Consider the following 16,567-nt stretch of genomic DNA (forward strand, 5'->3'; position numbering starts at 1 on the left):
CATGCGGGTTTCAGGGCAACGCTTGGCATTGCTGGGCATATTCTTGGTGGCCTGGGGCGGAATCGAACCACCGACACGCGGATTTTCAATCCGCTGCTCTACCAACTGAGCTACCAGGCCAGTGTCGCAACGAGCGCTGCAACGAAACGCTTTACGGCTACGCGAAATTAAGCGCGTCCCGTAAAGAACGCAGGATATTACACACTTTTTTCCCGCTTGGCAAAGCGCTCGGCCCTATGCGACCGCCCGTCGCACCCTCCCCCGCCCCGACCCTTTATAATGGCGGGTGGCCCTCCTCATCCGGGCCCTTTTTCCTGTCCCATGTCCGTCGACGTCCTTACATTTGGCCTGAATCACGTTTCCGCCCCGGTCTCGGTGCGGGAACGGGTGTCGCTACCGCTGGAGCTGGTTCGCCCGGCGCTGGCGGGGCTGCGGTCGGCGTTCGGGGGCGCGGTGCGCGAGGCGGCCATCCTGTCCACCTGTAATCGCACCGAGATCTATTGTGCGGCCGAACCGGGGGTGGCCGAGCAGTTGCCGGCCTGGCTGGCGGACTATCGTCAGTTCGACAACCGGTCGCTGCAGCCCCATCTTTATCGCCATATCCAGCACGACGCCGTCCGGCACGCGTTCCGCGTGGCCAGCGGGCTGGATTCGATGGTGCTGGGCGAGCCGCAAATCCTCGGGCAGATGAAGGACGCCGTGCGCGCCGCCGAGGAAGCCGGGGCGATGGGCACGCTGTTGCACCAGTTGTTCCAGCGCACGTTCTCGGTGGCCAAGGAAGTCCGTTCGCAAACCGCGATCGGCGCGCAGTCGGTGTCGATGGCCGCGGCCGCGGCGCGGCTGGCCGAGCGGGTGTTCGGCGATCTGGCCGAGGTCAATGTGCTGCTGATCGGCGCGGGCGAGATGATCGAGCTCTGTGCGACGCACCTGGCCGCGCATCATCCGAAGAAGATGGTGGTGGCCAATCGCACGGTGGAACGGGCCGAGACGCTGGCCTCGAAGTTCGCGGCCGGCGCGATGCGGCTGTCGGAGCTGCCCGAGAAGCTGGCGGATTTCGACGTGGTGGTGTCCAGCACGGCCAGTTCGCTGCCCATCCTGGGGCTGGGCATGGTGGAGCGCGCCACCAAGACGCGCCGCCACCGGCCGATGGTAATGATCGATCTGGCGGTGCCGCGCGACATCGAACCCGAGGTCGGCCGGCTGGACGACGTGTACCTGTATTCGGTGGACGACCTGGGCCGGCTGGTGCAGAACGCTTCCGACGCGCGCAAGGCGGCGGTGGTGCAGGCCGAGGCCATCATCGAGACGCGGGTGCAGAATTTCATGCACTGGATGGATACGCGCACCATCGTGCCGGTCATCCGCGACCTGCACCAGGCTGCCGACGCGATGCGGCAGGCGGAGCTGGATCGCGCCCGCAAGGCGCTGGCCCGGGGCGATGCGCCGGAGCAAGTCCTGGAACAATTGGCGCACGGCCTGACGCAGAAGTACCTGCACGGCCCGCTGTCCGCCCTCAACCATAGCGAAGGCGCCGACCGCCAGCAGCTGCTGGCCTGGTTGCCGCGCCTGTTCTCGTCGCGCTCTGAGCGCAACCACTAGCCTTTCATGAAAGCATCGATGCGGGCCCGGCTCGAGCAGTTGTCTCGACGCCTTGCCGAACTGGACGCGTTGCTCGCGGCGCCTGAAACCGCCAGCGACATGGACACCTTTCGCAAGTTGTCGCGGGAACGCTCGGAGATCGAACCGGTTGCCAATGGCTTCAAGCAGTACGAAGGCACCGAGGCGGACATCGAGACGGCCCAGGAGATGCTGGGCGATCCCGACATGAAGGCCATGGCCGAGGAAGAGCTGCGCGCGGGCCGGGACCGGCTGGAGGAACTGGAAGGCGAGCTGCGCATCCTGCTGCTGCCGCGCGACCCGGACGACAACCGCAGCCTGTTCCTGGAAGTGCGCGCCGGCACGGGCGGCGACGAGAGCGCACTGTTCGCCGGCGACCTGCTGCGCATGTACACCCGCTATGCCGAGCGCAATCGCTGGCAGGTGGAGATCATGTCGATGAGCGAGTCGGAACTGGGCGGCTACAAGGAAGTGATCGCGCGCATCGCGGGCGACGGCGCCTACGGCAAGCTCAAGTTCGAATCGGGCGGGCATCGCGTGCAGCGGGTGCCCGCCACCGAAACGCAAGGCCGCATCCATACGTCGGCCTGCACGGTGGCGATCATGCCGGAAGCGGACGAGGTGGCCGAGGTGCAGATCAATCCGGCCGACCTGCGCATCGATACCTTCCGCGCCAGCGGCGCGGGCGGGCAGCACATCAACAAGACCGATTCGGCGGTGCGCATCACCCACCTGCCCACGGGCATCGTGGTCGAATGCCAGGACGATCGTTCGCAGCACCGCAACCGCGACAAGGCGATGAAGGTGCTGGCGGCCCGGATCAAGGACAAGGAACAGCGCGAGCGCCATGCCAAGGAAGCGGCGCACCGCAAGAGCCTGGTCGGCTCGGGCGACCGTTCCGAGCGCATCCGCACGTACAACTTCCCGCAGGGCCGGGTGACCGACCACCGCATCAACCTGACGCTGTACAAGCTGCAGAACGTGCTGGACGGCGACCTGGAGGAACTGATCTCCGCCCTGGCCTCGGAACACCAGGCCGAGTTGCTGGCCGCGCTGGGCGACGACTGAGCGTCATGGCCACCGCGCGCGAGCTGATCGCCGGCAGCGGCCTGCCGCTGCTGGAGGCCCGCATGCTGCTGGAGCGGGCCCTGGGCGTCGGCCGTGCGTGGCTGATCGCCCACGACGACGAGGCCCTGCCCGACGACCGGGCGGCGGTCTTCCGGGACTGGGCGCGGCGGCGCGGCAATGGCGAGCCCATGGCCTATCTGCTGGGCGAGCGCGAGTTCATGGGCCACGATTTCCAGGTGTCGCCGGCGGTGCTGATTCCCCGCCCCGAAACCGAGCTGCTGGTGGAAACCGCGCTGGAGCACCTGCGCGGCCGGGCCACCCCGCGTGTGCTGGACCTGGGCACCGGCAGCGGCGCCATCGCCGTCTCGATCGCACTGGCGCGTCCCGACGCGGCGGTCCAGGCCACGGACCTGAGCGCCGAGGCACTGGCGGTGGCCGCCGCCAACGCCTCGCGGCTGGGCGCTGCCGTCACGTTCGCCCGGGGAGACTGGTACGGGGCCTTGAACGGTGCCGCGCCCGCCCCCACCTATGACGTGATCGTCTCCAATCCGCCCTACATCGCCGCCGCCGATCCGCACCTGTCGCAAGGCGACCTGCGCCATGAACCGCCGCTGGCCCTGACGGACCGGGCCGACGGGCTGGAGGCGCTGCGCGCCATCGTCCGCGGCGCCCCGGCCTGGCTCAGGCCCGGCTGCGCGCTCTGGATGGAGCATGGCTGGGACCAGGCCGCCCGGGTGCGGGACTTGCTGCACGCGGCCGGATTCGCCCACGTCGAAAGCCGCCGCGACCTGGCGGGCATCGAGCGGATTTCCGGCGGGTACCTATAATCGACATCATCACCTTTCACTCTGTACGAGGATCGCCATGAGCGACGTGCAAGATTTCATCCGGCAGACCGTTACCGACAACCCTGTCGTGCTGTTCATGAAGGGCACCGCCCAGTTTCCGCAATGCGGCTTCTCGGGGCGCGCCATCCAGCTGCTCAAGGCCAACGGCGTGCGCCAGCTGGCCACCGTGAACGTGCTGGAAGACGACGCGGTCCGCCAGGGCATCAAGGAATATTCCAACTGGCCCACCATCCCGCAGCTCTACATCAAGGGCGAGTTCATCGGCGGCTCGGACATCCTGGCCGAATTGCACGAAAGCGGCGAACTGAAGCAGTTGCTGACGGACGCCGGCGTCGTGGCCTGACCCGGAACCGGCCCGCCATGCGGATCTACCTGGCCGGGCCGGACGTATTCCGGCCCGACGCCCGCGCCCATGGCCAACGGCTGAAGGCCGCCTGCGCCCGGCACGGCCATGAAGGGCTGTTTCCCCTGGACGAACCGGTTACGCACGCCGCGTCCCCGGACGCGGCGCGGGGCATCTACCGGGCCAACCTGGCGCTGCTGGAGCGGGCCGACGTGGTGATGGCCAACCTGGCGCCTTTCCGTGGCCAGGAGCCGGATTCGGGCACGGCGTTCGAGATCGGCTATGCGGCCGCGCGGGGCAAGCCCGTCTGGGCCTACGCCGACGATACGCGGCCGCTGGCGCAGCGCGTCGCCACCGGCACGGATGCCCAAGGCCGTCCGGTCGACGCCGGGGGCCACCTGGTCGAGAATTTCGGACTGGGCCTGAACCTGATGCTGGCCTGCAGCGTCACCCTGGTCCGGGGTGGCCCCGACGACTGCCTGCAAGCCATTGCCGCGGCGCATGCGGCCTCTCCCTCCCACCAGGAGTCATCATGAATGTCACGCGCAACGCGCTCGCGGCCGTGGCGCTGGCCGCAGCGCTCCATGCCCCCCAAGGCCATGCCGCCGACGCGGCCGCCATCGAGACCGAGACGCAGATGCTCAAGACACTGCTGACGGCCATCGAAGCCGGCAACTACCAGCAATTCGTGTCCTCGGGCAGCGCCGATTTCGCCAAGCTGGACCGCGCCCAGTTCGATGCCGTGGCGACGCAGCTGGGACCGCGCCTGCATGCCGGCTACCAGGTGCAGCGCCTGGGCGACTACCGGCAGCAGTCCTACGAATTCTCGCTGTGGAAGATCACGTTCAAGGACGGCGGCGACGACCTGGTGGGCACGCTGAACCTGCAGGGCGGCAAGGTCGGCGGCTTCGTACTGCGCTGATCAGGCCCGCCGATGGGCGGCCGCGGGCAGCCGCCGCACCCAGAACGCATACAGGGACAGGGCCGACAGCGTGCACACGGCCATGATGCCGGTGATGGCCCGCGCGCTGTGGCCGTCGTACAGCATGGTCACCAGCGATCCCGACAGCGCGCCCACCGCCATCATCACGCAGCTGACCACGGCCGAGGCCACGCCCGCCACCTCGGGCAGCGGTTCCACCGCCGCGTGCGAGGCGTTCGGCGCGATCATGCCGAACGAGAAAGTGTTCAGCATCAACAGCGGCACCAGCGACCACGCCGACAGGGCATCGGCGAACCCCAGCACCGCCAGCAGCACGCTGGTCGAGCTCGACAGGATCAGTCCGGTCCACAGGAGCTTGTGGGGCGCGATGCCGCGCGCGTTCAGGCGGCCGTTGATGAGCGAGGCCGCCATGATGCCGAATGCCGTCATCGCGAACACGGCGCCGAAGGCCTGCGGCGACATGCCCAGCAGCTGCATCATCAAGAGCGGCGATCCGGTGATGTAGGCGAACTGGCAGCCGAAGGTCAGCGCGTTGACCAGGGTGTTGCCCAGCAGGACGGGATTGCTCAGCACCCGCGCGTAGGTGCGCAGCAGCGCGCCCACCGAGATGCGCACGGGCGCGGCATCCGCCGGCCGGGTCTCGGCCATGCCCAGGTACACCGCCAGGGTCGTCGCCACGCCCGCCAGGGCCATCACCCCGTAGATCGAGCGCCAGCCGGCGAAGTACATGACCCAGCTGCCCAGCGTGGGCGCGATCATGGGCGCGACGATGCGCATGCTGGCGACATACGACAGGCGGGCGCGCGCGATGTGGCCCTGGAACAGGTCGCGCACGATGGTCAGCGACATGACCGAGCCGGCGCCCGCCCCCACCCCTTGCAGCACCCGGAAGACCAGCAGCGAAGCCAGGCTGGGCGCCAGTGCGCACGCCGCGCTGGCCAGCGAGAACAGCACCCCGCCGAACAGTACGATGGGGCGGCGGCCGTAGCGGTCGGCCAGGGGGCCGTAGGCCAGCGGCGCGATGGCGAAGCCGACCAGGAACAGGCTCAGGGTCAGGGCGGCGCTGGAGGGAGGAACGTGCAGGTCCAGGCCGATGGCGGCCAGGGCGGGCAGCGCCATGTCGGTGGAGAGCGCCGGCAGCGCGGACAATGAGGCCAGAAGCAGGACGAATGCCGCGGAGTCGGGACGTATGCGCATGGCCGGCAGTTTACCGCCTTTGCCCCCGCCGGCCCGGCCCCCGACGGGGGCCGGACCGGATCCCGCGTCAGAACGTGATGTTGGCGGCCAGCCAGAACGTGCGGCCCGGCTGGATGGTGCCCCGGGTCGATTGCGCGGAATGGATGTACTCGTTCAGGTACACCGTCTCGCCGGCGCCGTTCACGTAGGACTTGAATTTCATGAAGTCCTTGTCCAGCAGGTTGTAGACCGTGCCGGTCAGGGTCACGTTCTTCGAGACCTTGTAGGACCCGCCCAGGTGCAGCAGCGAGTAGGCCTTCAGGTCGCCCACCTGCTGTTGGGCCAGGAGGTTGTCGCCGGTGAGCGCGGCCGGATCGCCGTCGAAGCGCCGGCTCTTGCCGCGGAACTCGGCGCGCAGCCACATGGCGAACTTGTCGGTGGCCTGCCAGCGCAGGTTGGCGTTGGCCATGTGCTTGGGCGTGTCGGCCAGCTTGCCGCCGTAGACGCCGCCGTTCTTCACTTCGCTGTCGGTGAAGGTGTAGTTCAGCCCCAGCGTCCAGCGTGGCGCCAGCGGCACGCGGGTGCCCAGCTCCAGGCCGCGCGTGGTGGCCTGCTCCAGGTTGACCTGCTGGCCGAACTCGGCCTGGGTGGGCAGCGCGCCGATCGAGATGCAGCCCGGCTGGTTGGGGTTGGCCGCGTAGTCGCAGTTCGGGATGCCCTTGGCCGCGGCGGAGATCTTGTCCTTGAAGCGGTTGTGGAACAGCGTCGCATTGGCGGTCAGGCCGGCCAGGTTGTCGTAGTTGACGCCGAATTCCGTGCTGGTGCTGACCTCGGGCTTGAGGTTGGGATTGCCGATGGTGAGCGTGCGGCCCTGGCCGCTGATGCCGTTGATGCCGTCGTGCAGCTGGTTCAGGCGAGGCGTGCGGTAGCCGCGGCTGACGCCGCCCTTGACCGTCCAGTTGGGCGTGGTGTTCCAGACCAGGTAGCCGCGCGGGCTGAAATGGCCGCCGAAGGCGTCGTGGTGGTCGTAGCGCACGCCGGTGGTCAGGGCAAGATCTTCGCGCAGGCGCCATTCGTCCTCGGCGAACAGCGACTTGGTGGTCTGCTTGTAGCGCTGGGTGGCCAGGCTGTCCGTCATCTCGGCATCCCAGTACTGGCCGCCCAGGGTCAGCATGTGCGAGTCGCCGATGGCCTTGACCAGCTTGGTGTCGAGCACGACGTTGGTGGTTTCCAGCTTGCGGGGCGCGCCCGGCACCAGCACCGCCGCGAGCGGCGAATTGGCGGCGATGTTGGGCACCGTGCGGCCCAGCGTCTCGGTGTTGTTGACCATCAGGCTCGATTGCAGCGTGCCGAACTCGAACCGGCTGGTGTGGCCGACGGCCAACTGGTCGCGGTTGAAGCGCAGGTCGCGGCTGTAGCCGTTGTAGGTGTTGGTGGACGGGTCGTCCAGCGTGCCGAGCTGGCTTTCGTCGTTGTTGTACCACTGGCGCGAACGGTCGACATCCAGCCAGAAATCATGCTGCTTGTTCGGCGTCAGCGTGAGCTTGGCGCCGGCCGTGTAGATGCGCGATTCCACCGGCGCCGGTCCGCGCTTGCTGATGCTGCCGGTACCCTCGGGCAGGTCGATGTCGGTCGCGCCGCGGTTGAAGATGCCGCCGCGCACGGCCAGGCCCAGCATGTCAGGCACCAGCGGGCCGCTTACGTAGAAATTCGCGTTGGAGGTGTCGCCGAAGTCGCTGTTCTGCGGGATGCCCTTGTCGAAAGTGATCGAGCCGCCCCAGGCCGTGGCGACCTTCTTGGTGATGATGTTGACCACCCCGCCCATGGCGTCCGAGCCGTAGAGCGTGGACATGGGCCCGCGGATGACTTCGATGCGCTCGATGGCCGAGAGCGGCGGCATGAAGCTGGTGCTGGTCTCGCCGAAGCCGTTTGGCGTGACGTCGCCGGCGGCGTTCTGGCGCCGGCCGTCGATCAGGATCAGCGTGTACTCGCTGGGCAGGCCGCGGATGCTGATGTTCAGGCCGCCGGTCTTGCCGGTGTTGCCGCGCACGTCCACCCCTTCGACCTCGCTCAGGGCTTCCGCCAGGTTGTTGTAGCGCTTCTCCTGCAGGGCCTCCTGTCCGATCACCGTGATGCTGGCGGGGGCGTTCTTGATTTCCTGCTCGTAGCCGGTCGCCGTCACGACGATGGGCGCGAGTTCGGTCGTGGCTTCCTGCGCCAGGACCTTGCCGGAGGCGAGCGCGGCAAGGACGGCAAGATGGGACGTGGACAGCAGGAAAGGAATGCCCCGGGCGGCTAAAGCCATTCTTGAAGTTCTCCAGGTGGATGGGGGGAATCCGCGCGGGCGCCGCAGAACGCCTCGGGCGAACCTGACAAAAAGCTGACTTACATAAAGCTGAACGCCACGAATAATAATCATTCTTATCATCATTTGTCGAATCCGGGTCCGCTCGCCTCGTTTCCGGGCACGTCTTTGGTGCATTGCACAAGATTGGGATGTGCACTTGGCGCCATCCGCGGGTTTTCCGGGCATACGGCCGATGGCATGGCTATTGCTTGATGGATGTGCCGGCCAATGCGGGCCGGTAGACAACTCAGCGGTAGGAACAACGGCGTTCCGCGGCGACCAGGCACGGCCTTGTTCGCGCGGGACGCTTTTTTTTGCCTGGAGCGCCGGATGACACAGACCCCCTCGCACGATTCTTCGCCTGCAGCCGCCCCCGATGGGCAACGGCGCAGGCTGCTGACAGCCGGCGCCGCCACGGGCCTCATGAGCCTGGTCGATCCGCTGGTGCGCGCCGGCGCCTGGGCGGCGGGCTCGGACGCGCCCGAAAAGGCCGAGGTCAAGATCGGTTTCATCCCGCTGACCGACTGCGCCTCGGTGGTGATGGCATCCACGCTCGGGCTGGACAAGAAGTACGGGGTGAAGATCACGCCGGTGAAGGAAGCGTCGTGGCCCGGCGTGCGGGACAAGCTGGTCAACGGCGAGCTGGACCTGGCCCACGTGCTGTACGGCCTGGTCTACGGCGTGCAGCTGGGCATAGGCGGCCCGCGCAAGGACATGGCGGTGCTGATGAACCTGAACAACAACGGCCAGGCCATCACTCTTTCCGGCAAGCTCAAGGACAAGGGCGTGCGCGACGGCGCCACGCTGGCCAAGCTGATGAAGAGCGAAAAGGCCGAGTACACCTTCGCGCAGACCTTCCCGACCGGCACGCACGCGATGTGGATCTATTACTGGCTGGCCGCCCATGGCATCAATCCCATGCGCGACGCCAAGGTGATCACCGTGCCGCCGCCGCAGATGGTGGCGAACATGCGGGTCGGCAACATGGACGGTTTCTGCGTGGGCGAGCCCTGGAACGCGCGGGCCATCATCGACAGGATAGGCTTCACGGCCACCACCACCCAGGGCATCTGGACCGACCATCCCGAAAAGGTCCTGGGCACGACCGCGGAGTTCGTGCAGCGCTATCCGAACACCGCGCGCGCCGTGACGGCGGCGGTGCTGGAGGCGGGCAGGTTCATCGACGCCTCGGCCTCCAACCGCCGCAAGACGGCCGAGACCATCGCCGCCAAGTCGTATGTCAACACCGACATGGACGTGATCCTGGACCGCATGCTGGGGCGCTACTCGGACGGCCTGGGCAAGACCTGGGACGACCCCGACGCGATGAAATTCTTCAACGACGGCGCCGCCAACTTCCCCTACCTGTCGGACGGCATGTGGTTCCTGACCCAGCATAAGCGCTGGGGCCTGCTCAAGAGCCATCCCGACTATATCGCGACGGCGCGGCAGGTCAATCGCATCGACGTCTACAAGCAGGCCGCGAGCGCGGCCGGGGTCTCGCTGCCCAAGTCGGAGATGCGTTCGTCCAAGCTCGTCGACGGCGTCGTCTGGGACGGTAAGAATCCCGCCGCCTATGCCGACGGCTTCAAGATCAACGCGGTCTGAGCGCCGCCCCGGGAGCCCCGCCATGACCGCCACGGCCCGTACCCTTTCCCCCGGCCCCGCCGCCGCTCCGCCGGTTGCCGAAGTCATCGACCTGCATGCGGCCGCCTCGTCCGTGCCAACCCCGGCCGCGCCGTCCCGCCCGCCCCTGCTCGCCCGCGTCGACTGGCGGGGCGTCTGGGAAACCCTCGTCAAGACGGTGGCGGGCCCCTGCCTGGGCTTCGCGCTGCTGATCCTGGCCTGGCAACTGGTATCCAACGCCATCCCCGAGATTCCCACCCCGGCCGTGACGGGCAAGGCGGCGCTGGCGCTGTTCTCCGACCCCTTCTACGACAACGGGCCCAACGACCAGGGCATAGGCTGGAACCTGTTGTCGTCGCTGCGGCGCGTGGCCATCGGCTTCGGCCTGGCGGCGCTGGTCGGCATCCCGGCCGGCTTCGTCATCGGCCGCTTCGCCGCGGTCAGCGCGGTGGTCTCGCCCCTGATCAGCCTGCTGCGCCCGGTCTCGCCGCTGGCGTGGCTGCCGCTGGGCCTGCTGCTGTTCAAGGCGGCCAACCTGGCCGCCATCTGGGCCATCTTCATCTGCTCCATCTGGCCGATGATCATCAACACCGCGGTCGGGGTGACGCGCGTGCCGCAGGATTACATGAACGTGGCGCGGGTGCTGAAGCTGTCCGAATGGAAGGTCATGACGCGCGTGCTGTTTCCCGCCGTGCTGCCCTACATGCTGACGGGGGTGAGGCTGTCCATCAGCACGGCCTGGCTGGTGATCGTCGCCGCGGAGATGCTGACCGGTGGCGTGGGCATCGGCTTCTGGCTGTGGGACGAATGGAACAACCTCAAGGTCGAGCACATCGTCATCGCCATCTTCGTGATCGGCATCGTCGGGCTGGTGCTGGAAGTCCTGCTGACGCAACTGGTCAAGCGCTTCACCTACGCCGACTGACACGAACAAGGAATCGCCATGGACAAGTTCCTCAGCATCGAAAACGTGGGCCAGGTCTTCAAGACCCGCAAGGGCAGCTTCGTGGCCCTGCGCGACATCGACCTGACCGTCGCCAAGGGCGAGTTCATCTCGCTGATCGGCCATTCGGGATGCGGCAAGTCGACGCTGCTCAATCTCGTGGCGGGCCTGACGCGCCCGACTTCCGGCGCGCTGATCTGCGCGGGACGCGAAATCGATGGCCCGGGCCCCGAGCGCGCGGTGGTGTTCCAGAACCACTCGCTGCTGCCCTGGCTGAGTTGCTACAAGAACATCCACCTGGGCGTGGAACGGGTGTTCGGCTCCACCGAGAGCAAGGCGCGGCTGCGCGAGCGTACGCTGGCCGCGCTGCAACTGGTGGGCCTGGCCCATGCCGAGCACAAGCTGCCGCACGAGATCTCGGGCGGCATGAAGCAGCGCGTGGGCATCGCCCGCGCGCTGGCGATCGAACCCGACGTGCTGCTGATGGACGAGCCATTCGGCGCGCTGGACGCGCTGACCCGCGCGCACCTGCAGGACGAGCTGCTGGAGATCGTGGCCAAGACGGGCAGCACGGTGATCATGGTCACCCACGACGTGGACGAGGCCGTGCTGCTGTCGGACCGCATCGTGATGCTGACCAACGGCCCGGCCGCCACCATAGGCGAGATCCTGGACGTGCGCCTGCCCCGGCCGCGCAGCCGGGTCGAACTGGCGGACGACGAGCACTACCATGCGTGCCGCACGGCCGTCATCGACTTCCTTTACCGCAAGCAAAGCCACCCCGCGCGCGAGGCGGCCTGACCGTCTTCCCATGCCTCGAGTCCTGCTGGTCAACGACACCGACAAGCCCATCGCCGAACTGCGCGAGGCCTTGCAGCGGGCGGGCTACGAGATCCTGGCCGACGTCGCGCATGCCCGCGCGCTGCTGCACGCCGTCGAGACCCAGCGCCCGGACGTGATCCTGATCGATACCGAATCGCCCACCCGCGACACGCTGGAACAACTGGCGGTCATGAACGCCTCGGCGCCTCGGCCGGTGGTCATGTTCTCGGACGCCGCCGACCAGTCCGTCATCCGGGCCGCGGTGCGCGCGGGTGTCACGACCTACGTGGTCGACGGCATGGCGCCCGGGAAGCTCGTTCCCATCCTCGAGGTGGCCTGTGCCCGCTTCGACGAGGAAGACAAGCTGCGGCGGCGCCTGGCCGAGGTCGAGCAACAGTTGGCCGACCGCAAGGACATCGACCGCGCCAAGGGCTGGCTGATGGATCGGTACGGGCTGGGCGAGTCCGAGGCATTCGAACTGCTGCGCGGCCAGGCCATGAAACAGGGCGTCAGGCTGGGCGACGTCGCGCGGCAGTTGCTGTCGCGGTCGGAGCCGCCATGCCCATGAACGGAGATACCCCGATGTCCTCCTCTCCCCCGGCGCCGCAGGCGGGCCGCGTGATCGCGGGGTCCGATGCGCCCGAAAAACCCCAGTTGCGCGTGGGCTTCATCGCGCTGACCGATTGCGCGCCGCTGGTCATCGCGGTGGCGCGTGGCTACGACCGCAAGTACGGGCTGGAGATCGTCCTGCAACGGCAGCCTTCGTGGGCGGCGGTGCGCGACAGGTTGCTGTCGGGCGACCTGGATGCCTCGCATGCGCTGTATGGACTGGGATACGGCATCCAGCTGGGGTTGGGCGGGCCGCAGCGCGACATGGCCATGCTGATGTCGCTGAACCAGGGCGGCCAGGCCATCACGCTGTCGCGCGCGCTGGCCGCCCGGGCGGCCAGCGGCGCGGCGCTGGCCCGCGTCATCCACGGGTCGCCCGATCGCCTGACCTTCGCCCACACCTTTCCGACCGGCTCCCACGCCATGCTGCTGTACTACTGGCTGGCCGCGCACGGCATCCATCCGCTGCATGACGTACGCAGTACCGTCATCCCGCCACCCCAGATGGCCGAGGCGCTGCGGCGCGGCGACGTGGACGGCTATTGCGTGGGGGAACCCTGGAACGCGCTGGCGCAGAGCGAAGGCAAGGGGCTTACCGTCGCGCTGACGTCCGAGGTCTGGCCCAACCACCCCGAGAAGGTGCTGGCCTGCACGCGCGACTTCGCCGATCGCCATCCGAACACGGCGCGGGCGCTGATCATGGCCTTGCTGGAAGCCTGCCGTTACCTGGACGTCCCCGCCCACAGGGAAGAGGCGGCCTCCTGGCTGGCGCTGCCCGATTTCGTGGACGCGCCGCGCGACGTGATCGCCGCGCGCCTGCTGCCGGAGAAGGCCGCGGACGGCAGCGCGCCCGGCATACGCTTCTTCGCCGACGGCGAGGCCAACTATCCGTATCTGTCGGACGGCATGTGGATGGCCACGCAGTACCGGCGATGGGGCATGCTGCGCGAGGATCCTGACTATCTGCGCATCGCGCAGTCCATCAACCGGCTGGACCTGTACCGCGAGGCGGCCGCGCAGCTGGGCGTGGCGGTACCCGCGTCCACCATGCGTTCCAGCCGGCTCATGGATGGCCGGACCTGGGACGGCGGCCATGCCGCGGGCTACGCGCGCGGCTTCGACATCCGGGCCTGAAGGCGCCGCGCGCACGCGGAAACGGGCTCGGCCGCCCCGCCGGGGTGCGCCGTGGGCACGGAGCGCACAAGGCCGGTGCATGCGGCCCGGGCGAACCCCGCCTTCCGTCCCGGTCCAGCCCCGCCCATGCAGGGCGCCACCGGGTTTCCGCCCATCCGGCACGCCCCTTGCTTAATCCAGGATGCGGCCGCTCGCGCGGCACGCATTTCCGGGCGCCCGCACCCTGGGCGGCCCGGCCCCGGACAACGGCGTCCCCTCGCAGCCCTGCTGCGGCGGGACGCCGTTGTCGCTTCCGGAACAGTCTGATCGAGTCGAACATGATGAACAGATCGAAACTGGTCGTGGTGGGCAACGGCATGGCGGGCATACGCACGCTGGAAGAGCTGCTGACGCTGGCGCCCGACCGCTACGACATCACGGTCTTCGGCGCCGAGCCGCACCCGAACTACAACCGCATCTTGTTGTCGCCGGTCCTGGCCGGTGAGCAGGACTTCCAGGACATCGTGCTCAATCCCCTGTCCTGGTACGAGGAACACGGCATCGACTTGCGCACCGGCACGCCCGTCGCGCGCATCGACAGGCGCCGCCGCGTGGTGGTGGCCGCCGACGGCACCGAGGCGCCCTATGACCGCCTGCTGCTGGCCACCGGATCCAATCCCTTCATCCTGCCGATACCGGGCAGGGACCTGGACGGCGTCATCACCTACCGCGACATCCAGGACACGCAGAAGATGATCGCGGCGGCCCGCACCCAGCGCCGCGCGGTCGTCATCGGCGGCGGCCTGCTGGGCCTGGAGGCCGCCAACGGGCTGAAGCTGCGCGGCATGGACGTGAGCGTGGTGCACCTGGGCGACTGGCTGCTGGAGCGCCAGCTCGACCGCACCGCCGGCAAGATGCTGGAGGCCTCGCTGGCCGATCGCGGGCTGGACTTCCTGCTGGGCCGCTCGACCAGCGAGATCCTGGGCGACGACGCCGGCCGCGTGCGCGGCGTGCGCTTCAAGGACGGCTCGGAGATCGAGACCGACCTGGTGGTGATGGCCGTGGGCATCCGGCCCAACACCGCCCTGGCCGAGGCGGCCGGCCTGCACTGCCGCAACGGCGTCGTCGTCAACGACGTGCTGCAGACCTTCGATCCGCGCATCTACGCCGTGGGCGAATGCGTCAACCACCGCGGCACGGCGTATGGCCTGGTGGCGCCGCTGTTCGAGATGGCCAAGGTGGCGGCCAATCACCTGGCCGAGCTGGGCTATGGCGCGTACAAGGGCTCGGTGCTGTCGACCAAGCTCAAGGTCACGGGCATAGACCTGTTCTCGGCCGGCGACTTCACCGGCGGCGCCGACACCGAGGACATCGTGCTGTCCGATCCGGCCGGCGGCGTCTACAAGCGGCTGGTCATCAAGGACGGCAAGCTGGTCGGCGCCTGCCTGTACGGTGACACCGTGGACGGCGCTTGGTACTTCAAGCTGCTGCGCGAGGGCCGTGCCATCGGCGAACTGCGCGACCGGCTGATGTTCGGCGAATCGAGCGTGGGCGACGCCGGCGTGCAGGGGCAGAGCCGCGCGGCGGCCATGCAGGACGCCGACGAGGTGTGCGGCTGCAACGGCGTCTGCAAGGGCACCATCGTGCGCGCCATCCAAGACCAGGGCCTGTTCACCGTGGACGACGTCAAGAAGCACACCAAGGCCGCGAGTTCCTGCGGCTCGTGCACCGGCCTGGTGGAACAGATCCTGATGAACACGCTGGGTTCCAATTTCCAGGAAGCGCCCAAGACCAAGGCGGTATGCGGCTGTACCGACCACAGCCACGCCGCGCTGCGCCAGGCCATACGCGAGCACCGGCTGCTGAGCCACGCCCAGGTCTACGAGTTCATGGACTGGCGCACCCCCAACGGCTGCAGCACCTGCCGGCCCGCGATCAACTACTACCTGATCTCGACCTGGCCCCACGAGGCGGTGGACGATCCGCAAAGCCGCTTCATCAACGAGCGCGCGCACGCCAACATCCAGAAGGACGGCACGTTCTCGGTGGTGCCGCAGATGAAGGGCGGCGTGACCAATCCCGACGAACTGCGCCGCATCGCCGACGTGGCCGACAAATACGCCATCCCCATGGTCAAGGTCACGGGCGGGCAGCGCATCGACCTGCTGGGCGTGAAGAAGGAAGACCTGGTGTCCGTCTGGCGCGACCTGGGCATGAACTCCGGCCATGCCTACGGCAAGTCCATCCGCACCGTGAAGACCTGCGTGGGCATGGAGTTCTGCCGCTTCGGCACGCAGGACAGCACGCGGATGGGCATCGAGCTGGAGACCATGCTGGCCAACATGTGGAGCCCGCACAAGGTCAAGCTGGCGGTGTCGGGCTGCCCGCGCAACTGCGCCGAATCGGGCATCAAGGACGTGGGCGTGATCGCCGTCGACAGCGGCTGGGAGATCTACGTGGGCGGCAACGGCGGCATCAAGACCGAGGTGGCGCAGTTCCTGGCCAAGGTGCGGACGCCGGAAGAGGTCAAGGAATATGCCGGCGCCTTCCTGCAGCTGTATCGCGAGGAAGCCTGGTACCTGGACCGGACCGTGCACTACATCGAGCGCGTGGGCCTGGACTACGTCAAGCGCCGGATCGTCGAGGACGCCGCCGGCCGCCGCGCGCTGCACGAACGCCTGCTGCATGCCTTGCAGGGCCTGCGCGACCCCTGGGCCGAACGGGTGGACGGCAAGGCCGCCCGCGAATACATCCCCCTGAAACTGGTCTCGGAGGAAATCGCATGATGAGCGCCCACGACGCACACCCCTGGATACGCCTGTGCCGGGTCGACGACATCCCGCGCCTGGGCAGCCGCGTCGTCGAGCGCGCGGAGGGCAACCTGGCGGTGTTCCGCACCGCCCAGGACAAGGTCTTCGCGCTGCTGGACCGGTGTCCCCACAAGGCCGGGCCGCTGTCGCAAGGCATCGTGCACGGCGAATCGGTGACCTGCCCGCTGCACGGCTGGCAGCTCGGGCTGGAGGACGGCCGCGCCCGGGCGCCCGACGAGGGATGCGCGCGCCGCTTCCCCGTGCGCGTGGACGAAGGCGTGGTCTACCTGGGCCTGGACTGA

General features: G+C 68.2%; 15 protein-coding genes and 1 tRNA gene. 13 read left to right on the forward strand and 3 right to left on the reverse strand.

Going from position 1 to position 16,567, the window contains the following annotated elements; all coding sequences use genetic code 11:
• Nucleotides 1-44: 44 nt before the first annotated feature.
• Nucleotides 45-120: transfer RNA gene (locus R4823_RS25005), tRNA-Phe, on the reverse strand.
• Between the two features lie 201 nt (nucleotides 121-321).
• Here R4823_RS25005 and hemA point away from each other — a divergent pair.
• The 6 genes from hemA to R4823_RS25035 are packed head-to-tail and all read left to right on the forward strand — an operon-like array spanning nucleotide 322 to nucleotide 4,798.
• Nucleotides 322-1,599 carry a glutamyl-tRNA reductase gene (hemA, locus tag R4823_RS25010; RefSeq protein WP_338616505.1) on the forward strand — a complete coding sequence of 426 codons (1,278 nt, stop codon included), beginning with the start codon at nucleotides 322-324 and terminating at the stop codon, nucleotides 1,597-1,599.
• 6 nt (nucleotides 1,600-1,605) lie between these two features.
• Complete coding sequence (gene prfA / locus R4823_RS25015; protein ID WP_087838533.1) at nucleotides 1,606-2,685, forward strand: peptide chain release factor 1; 1,080 nt, start codon at nucleotides 1,606-1,608, stop codon at nucleotides 2,683-2,685.
• 5 nt (nucleotides 2,686-2,690) lie between these two features.
• Nucleotides 2,691-3,512: a peptide chain release factor N(5)-glutamine methyltransferase gene (gene prmC, locus R4823_RS25020; RefSeq protein WP_338616506.1), complete on the forward strand. Its 822-nt coding sequence runs from the start codon at nucleotides 2,691-2,693 to the stop codon at nucleotides 3,510-3,512.
• 37 nt (nucleotides 3,513-3,549) lie between these two features.
• Complete coding sequence (gene grxD, locus R4823_RS25025; protein ID WP_087838535.1) at nucleotides 3,550-3,876, forward strand: Grx4 family monothiol glutaredoxin; 327 nt, start codon at nucleotides 3,550-3,552, stop codon at nucleotides 3,874-3,876.
• 17 nt (nucleotides 3,877-3,893) lie between these two features.
• Nucleotides 3,894-4,412, forward strand: coding sequence for a nucleoside 2-deoxyribosyltransferase (locus tag R4823_RS25030; RefSeq protein WP_338616508.1), 519 nt, complete (start codon nucleotides 3,894-3,896; stop codon nucleotides 4,410-4,412).
• Nucleotides 4,409-4,798: a hypothetical protein gene (locus R4823_RS25035; protein ID WP_087838537.1), complete on the forward strand. Its 390-nt coding sequence runs from the start codon at nucleotides 4,409-4,411 to the stop codon at nucleotides 4,796-4,798. Before R4823_RS25030 ends, R4823_RS25035 begins: the two co-directional genes overlap by 4 nt.
• Here the strand turns inward: R4823_RS25035 and R4823_RS25040 are convergent, their stop codons facing one another.
• Nucleotides 4,799-6,016: a multidrug effflux MFS transporter gene (locus R4823_RS25040; RefSeq protein ID WP_338616510.1), complete on the reverse strand. Its 1,218-nt coding sequence runs from the start codon at nucleotides 6,014-6,016 to the stop codon at nucleotides 4,799-4,801.
• A gap of 67 nt (nucleotides 6,017-6,083) precedes the next feature.
• On the reverse strand, nucleotides 6,084-8,300 hold the full coding sequence (locus R4823_RS25045; RefSeq protein ID WP_087838539.1) for a TonB-dependent receptor: 2,217 nt from the start codon (nucleotides 8,298-8,300) through the stop codon (nucleotides 6,084-6,086).
• A gap of 372 nt (nucleotides 8,301-8,672) precedes the next feature.
• On the opposite strand from R4823_RS25045, the gene R4823_RS25050 reads away from it, so the two are divergent.
• The 7 genes from R4823_RS25050 (at nucleotide 8,673) to nirD (ending at nucleotide 16,567) form a co-directional block, all read left to right on the forward strand.
• Nucleotides 8,673-9,950, forward strand: a complete 1,278-nt coding sequence (locus R4823_RS25050; protein ID WP_338616513.1) for a CmpA/NrtA family ABC transporter substrate-binding protein — start codon at nucleotides 8,673-8,675, stop codon at nucleotides 9,948-9,950.
• Nucleotides 9,919-10,893 carry a nitrate ABC transporter permease gene (ntrB, locus tag R4823_RS25055; protein ID WP_338616516.1) on the forward strand — a complete coding sequence of 325 codons (975 nt, stop codon included), beginning with the start codon at nucleotides 9,919-9,921 and terminating at the stop codon, nucleotides 10,891-10,893. Before R4823_RS25050 ends, ntrB begins: the two co-directional genes overlap by 32 nt.
• Before the next feature lie 18 nt (nucleotides 10,894-10,911).
• On the forward strand, nucleotides 10,912-11,712 hold the full coding sequence (locus R4823_RS25060) for an ABC transporter ATP-binding protein (RefSeq protein WP_338616517.1): 801 nt from the start codon (nucleotides 10,912-10,914) through the stop codon (nucleotides 11,710-11,712).
• A 10-nt stretch (nucleotides 11,713-11,722) separates the two neighbouring features.
• Nucleotides 11,723-12,301, forward strand: a complete 579-nt coding sequence (locus tag R4823_RS25065; RefSeq protein WP_087838542.1) for an ANTAR domain-containing protein — start codon at nucleotides 11,723-11,725, stop codon at nucleotides 12,299-12,301.
• A gap of 14 nt (nucleotides 12,302-12,315) precedes the next feature.
• The gene (locus tag R4823_RS25070) at nucleotides 12,316-13,476 is read left to right on the forward strand and encodes a CmpA/NrtA family ABC transporter substrate-binding protein (protein ID WP_279815917.1); all 1,161 of its coding nucleotides are present in this window, start codon (nucleotides 12,316-12,318) and stop codon (nucleotides 13,474-13,476) included.
• A gap of 320 nt (nucleotides 13,477-13,796) precedes the next feature.
• The gene (gene nirB, locus R4823_RS25075) at nucleotides 13,797-16,241 is read left to right on the forward strand and encodes a nitrite reductase large subunit NirB (protein ID WP_338619229.1); all 2,445 of its coding nucleotides are present in this window, start codon (nucleotides 13,797-13,799) and stop codon (nucleotides 16,239-16,241) included.
• Nucleotides 16,241-16,567, forward strand: coding sequence for a nitrite reductase small subunit NirD (gene nirD / locus R4823_RS25080; RefSeq protein WP_207958696.1), 327 nt, complete (start codon nucleotides 16,241-16,243; stop codon nucleotides 16,565-16,567). Before nirB ends, nirD begins: the two co-directional genes overlap by 1 nt.

The organism is Pigmentiphaga sp. CHJ604 (assembly GCF_036972535.1).
GTDB classification, from domain to species: Bacteria; Pseudomonadota; Gammaproteobacteria; order Burkholderiales; family Burkholderiaceae_B; genus Pigmentiphaga; species Pigmentiphaga daeguensis.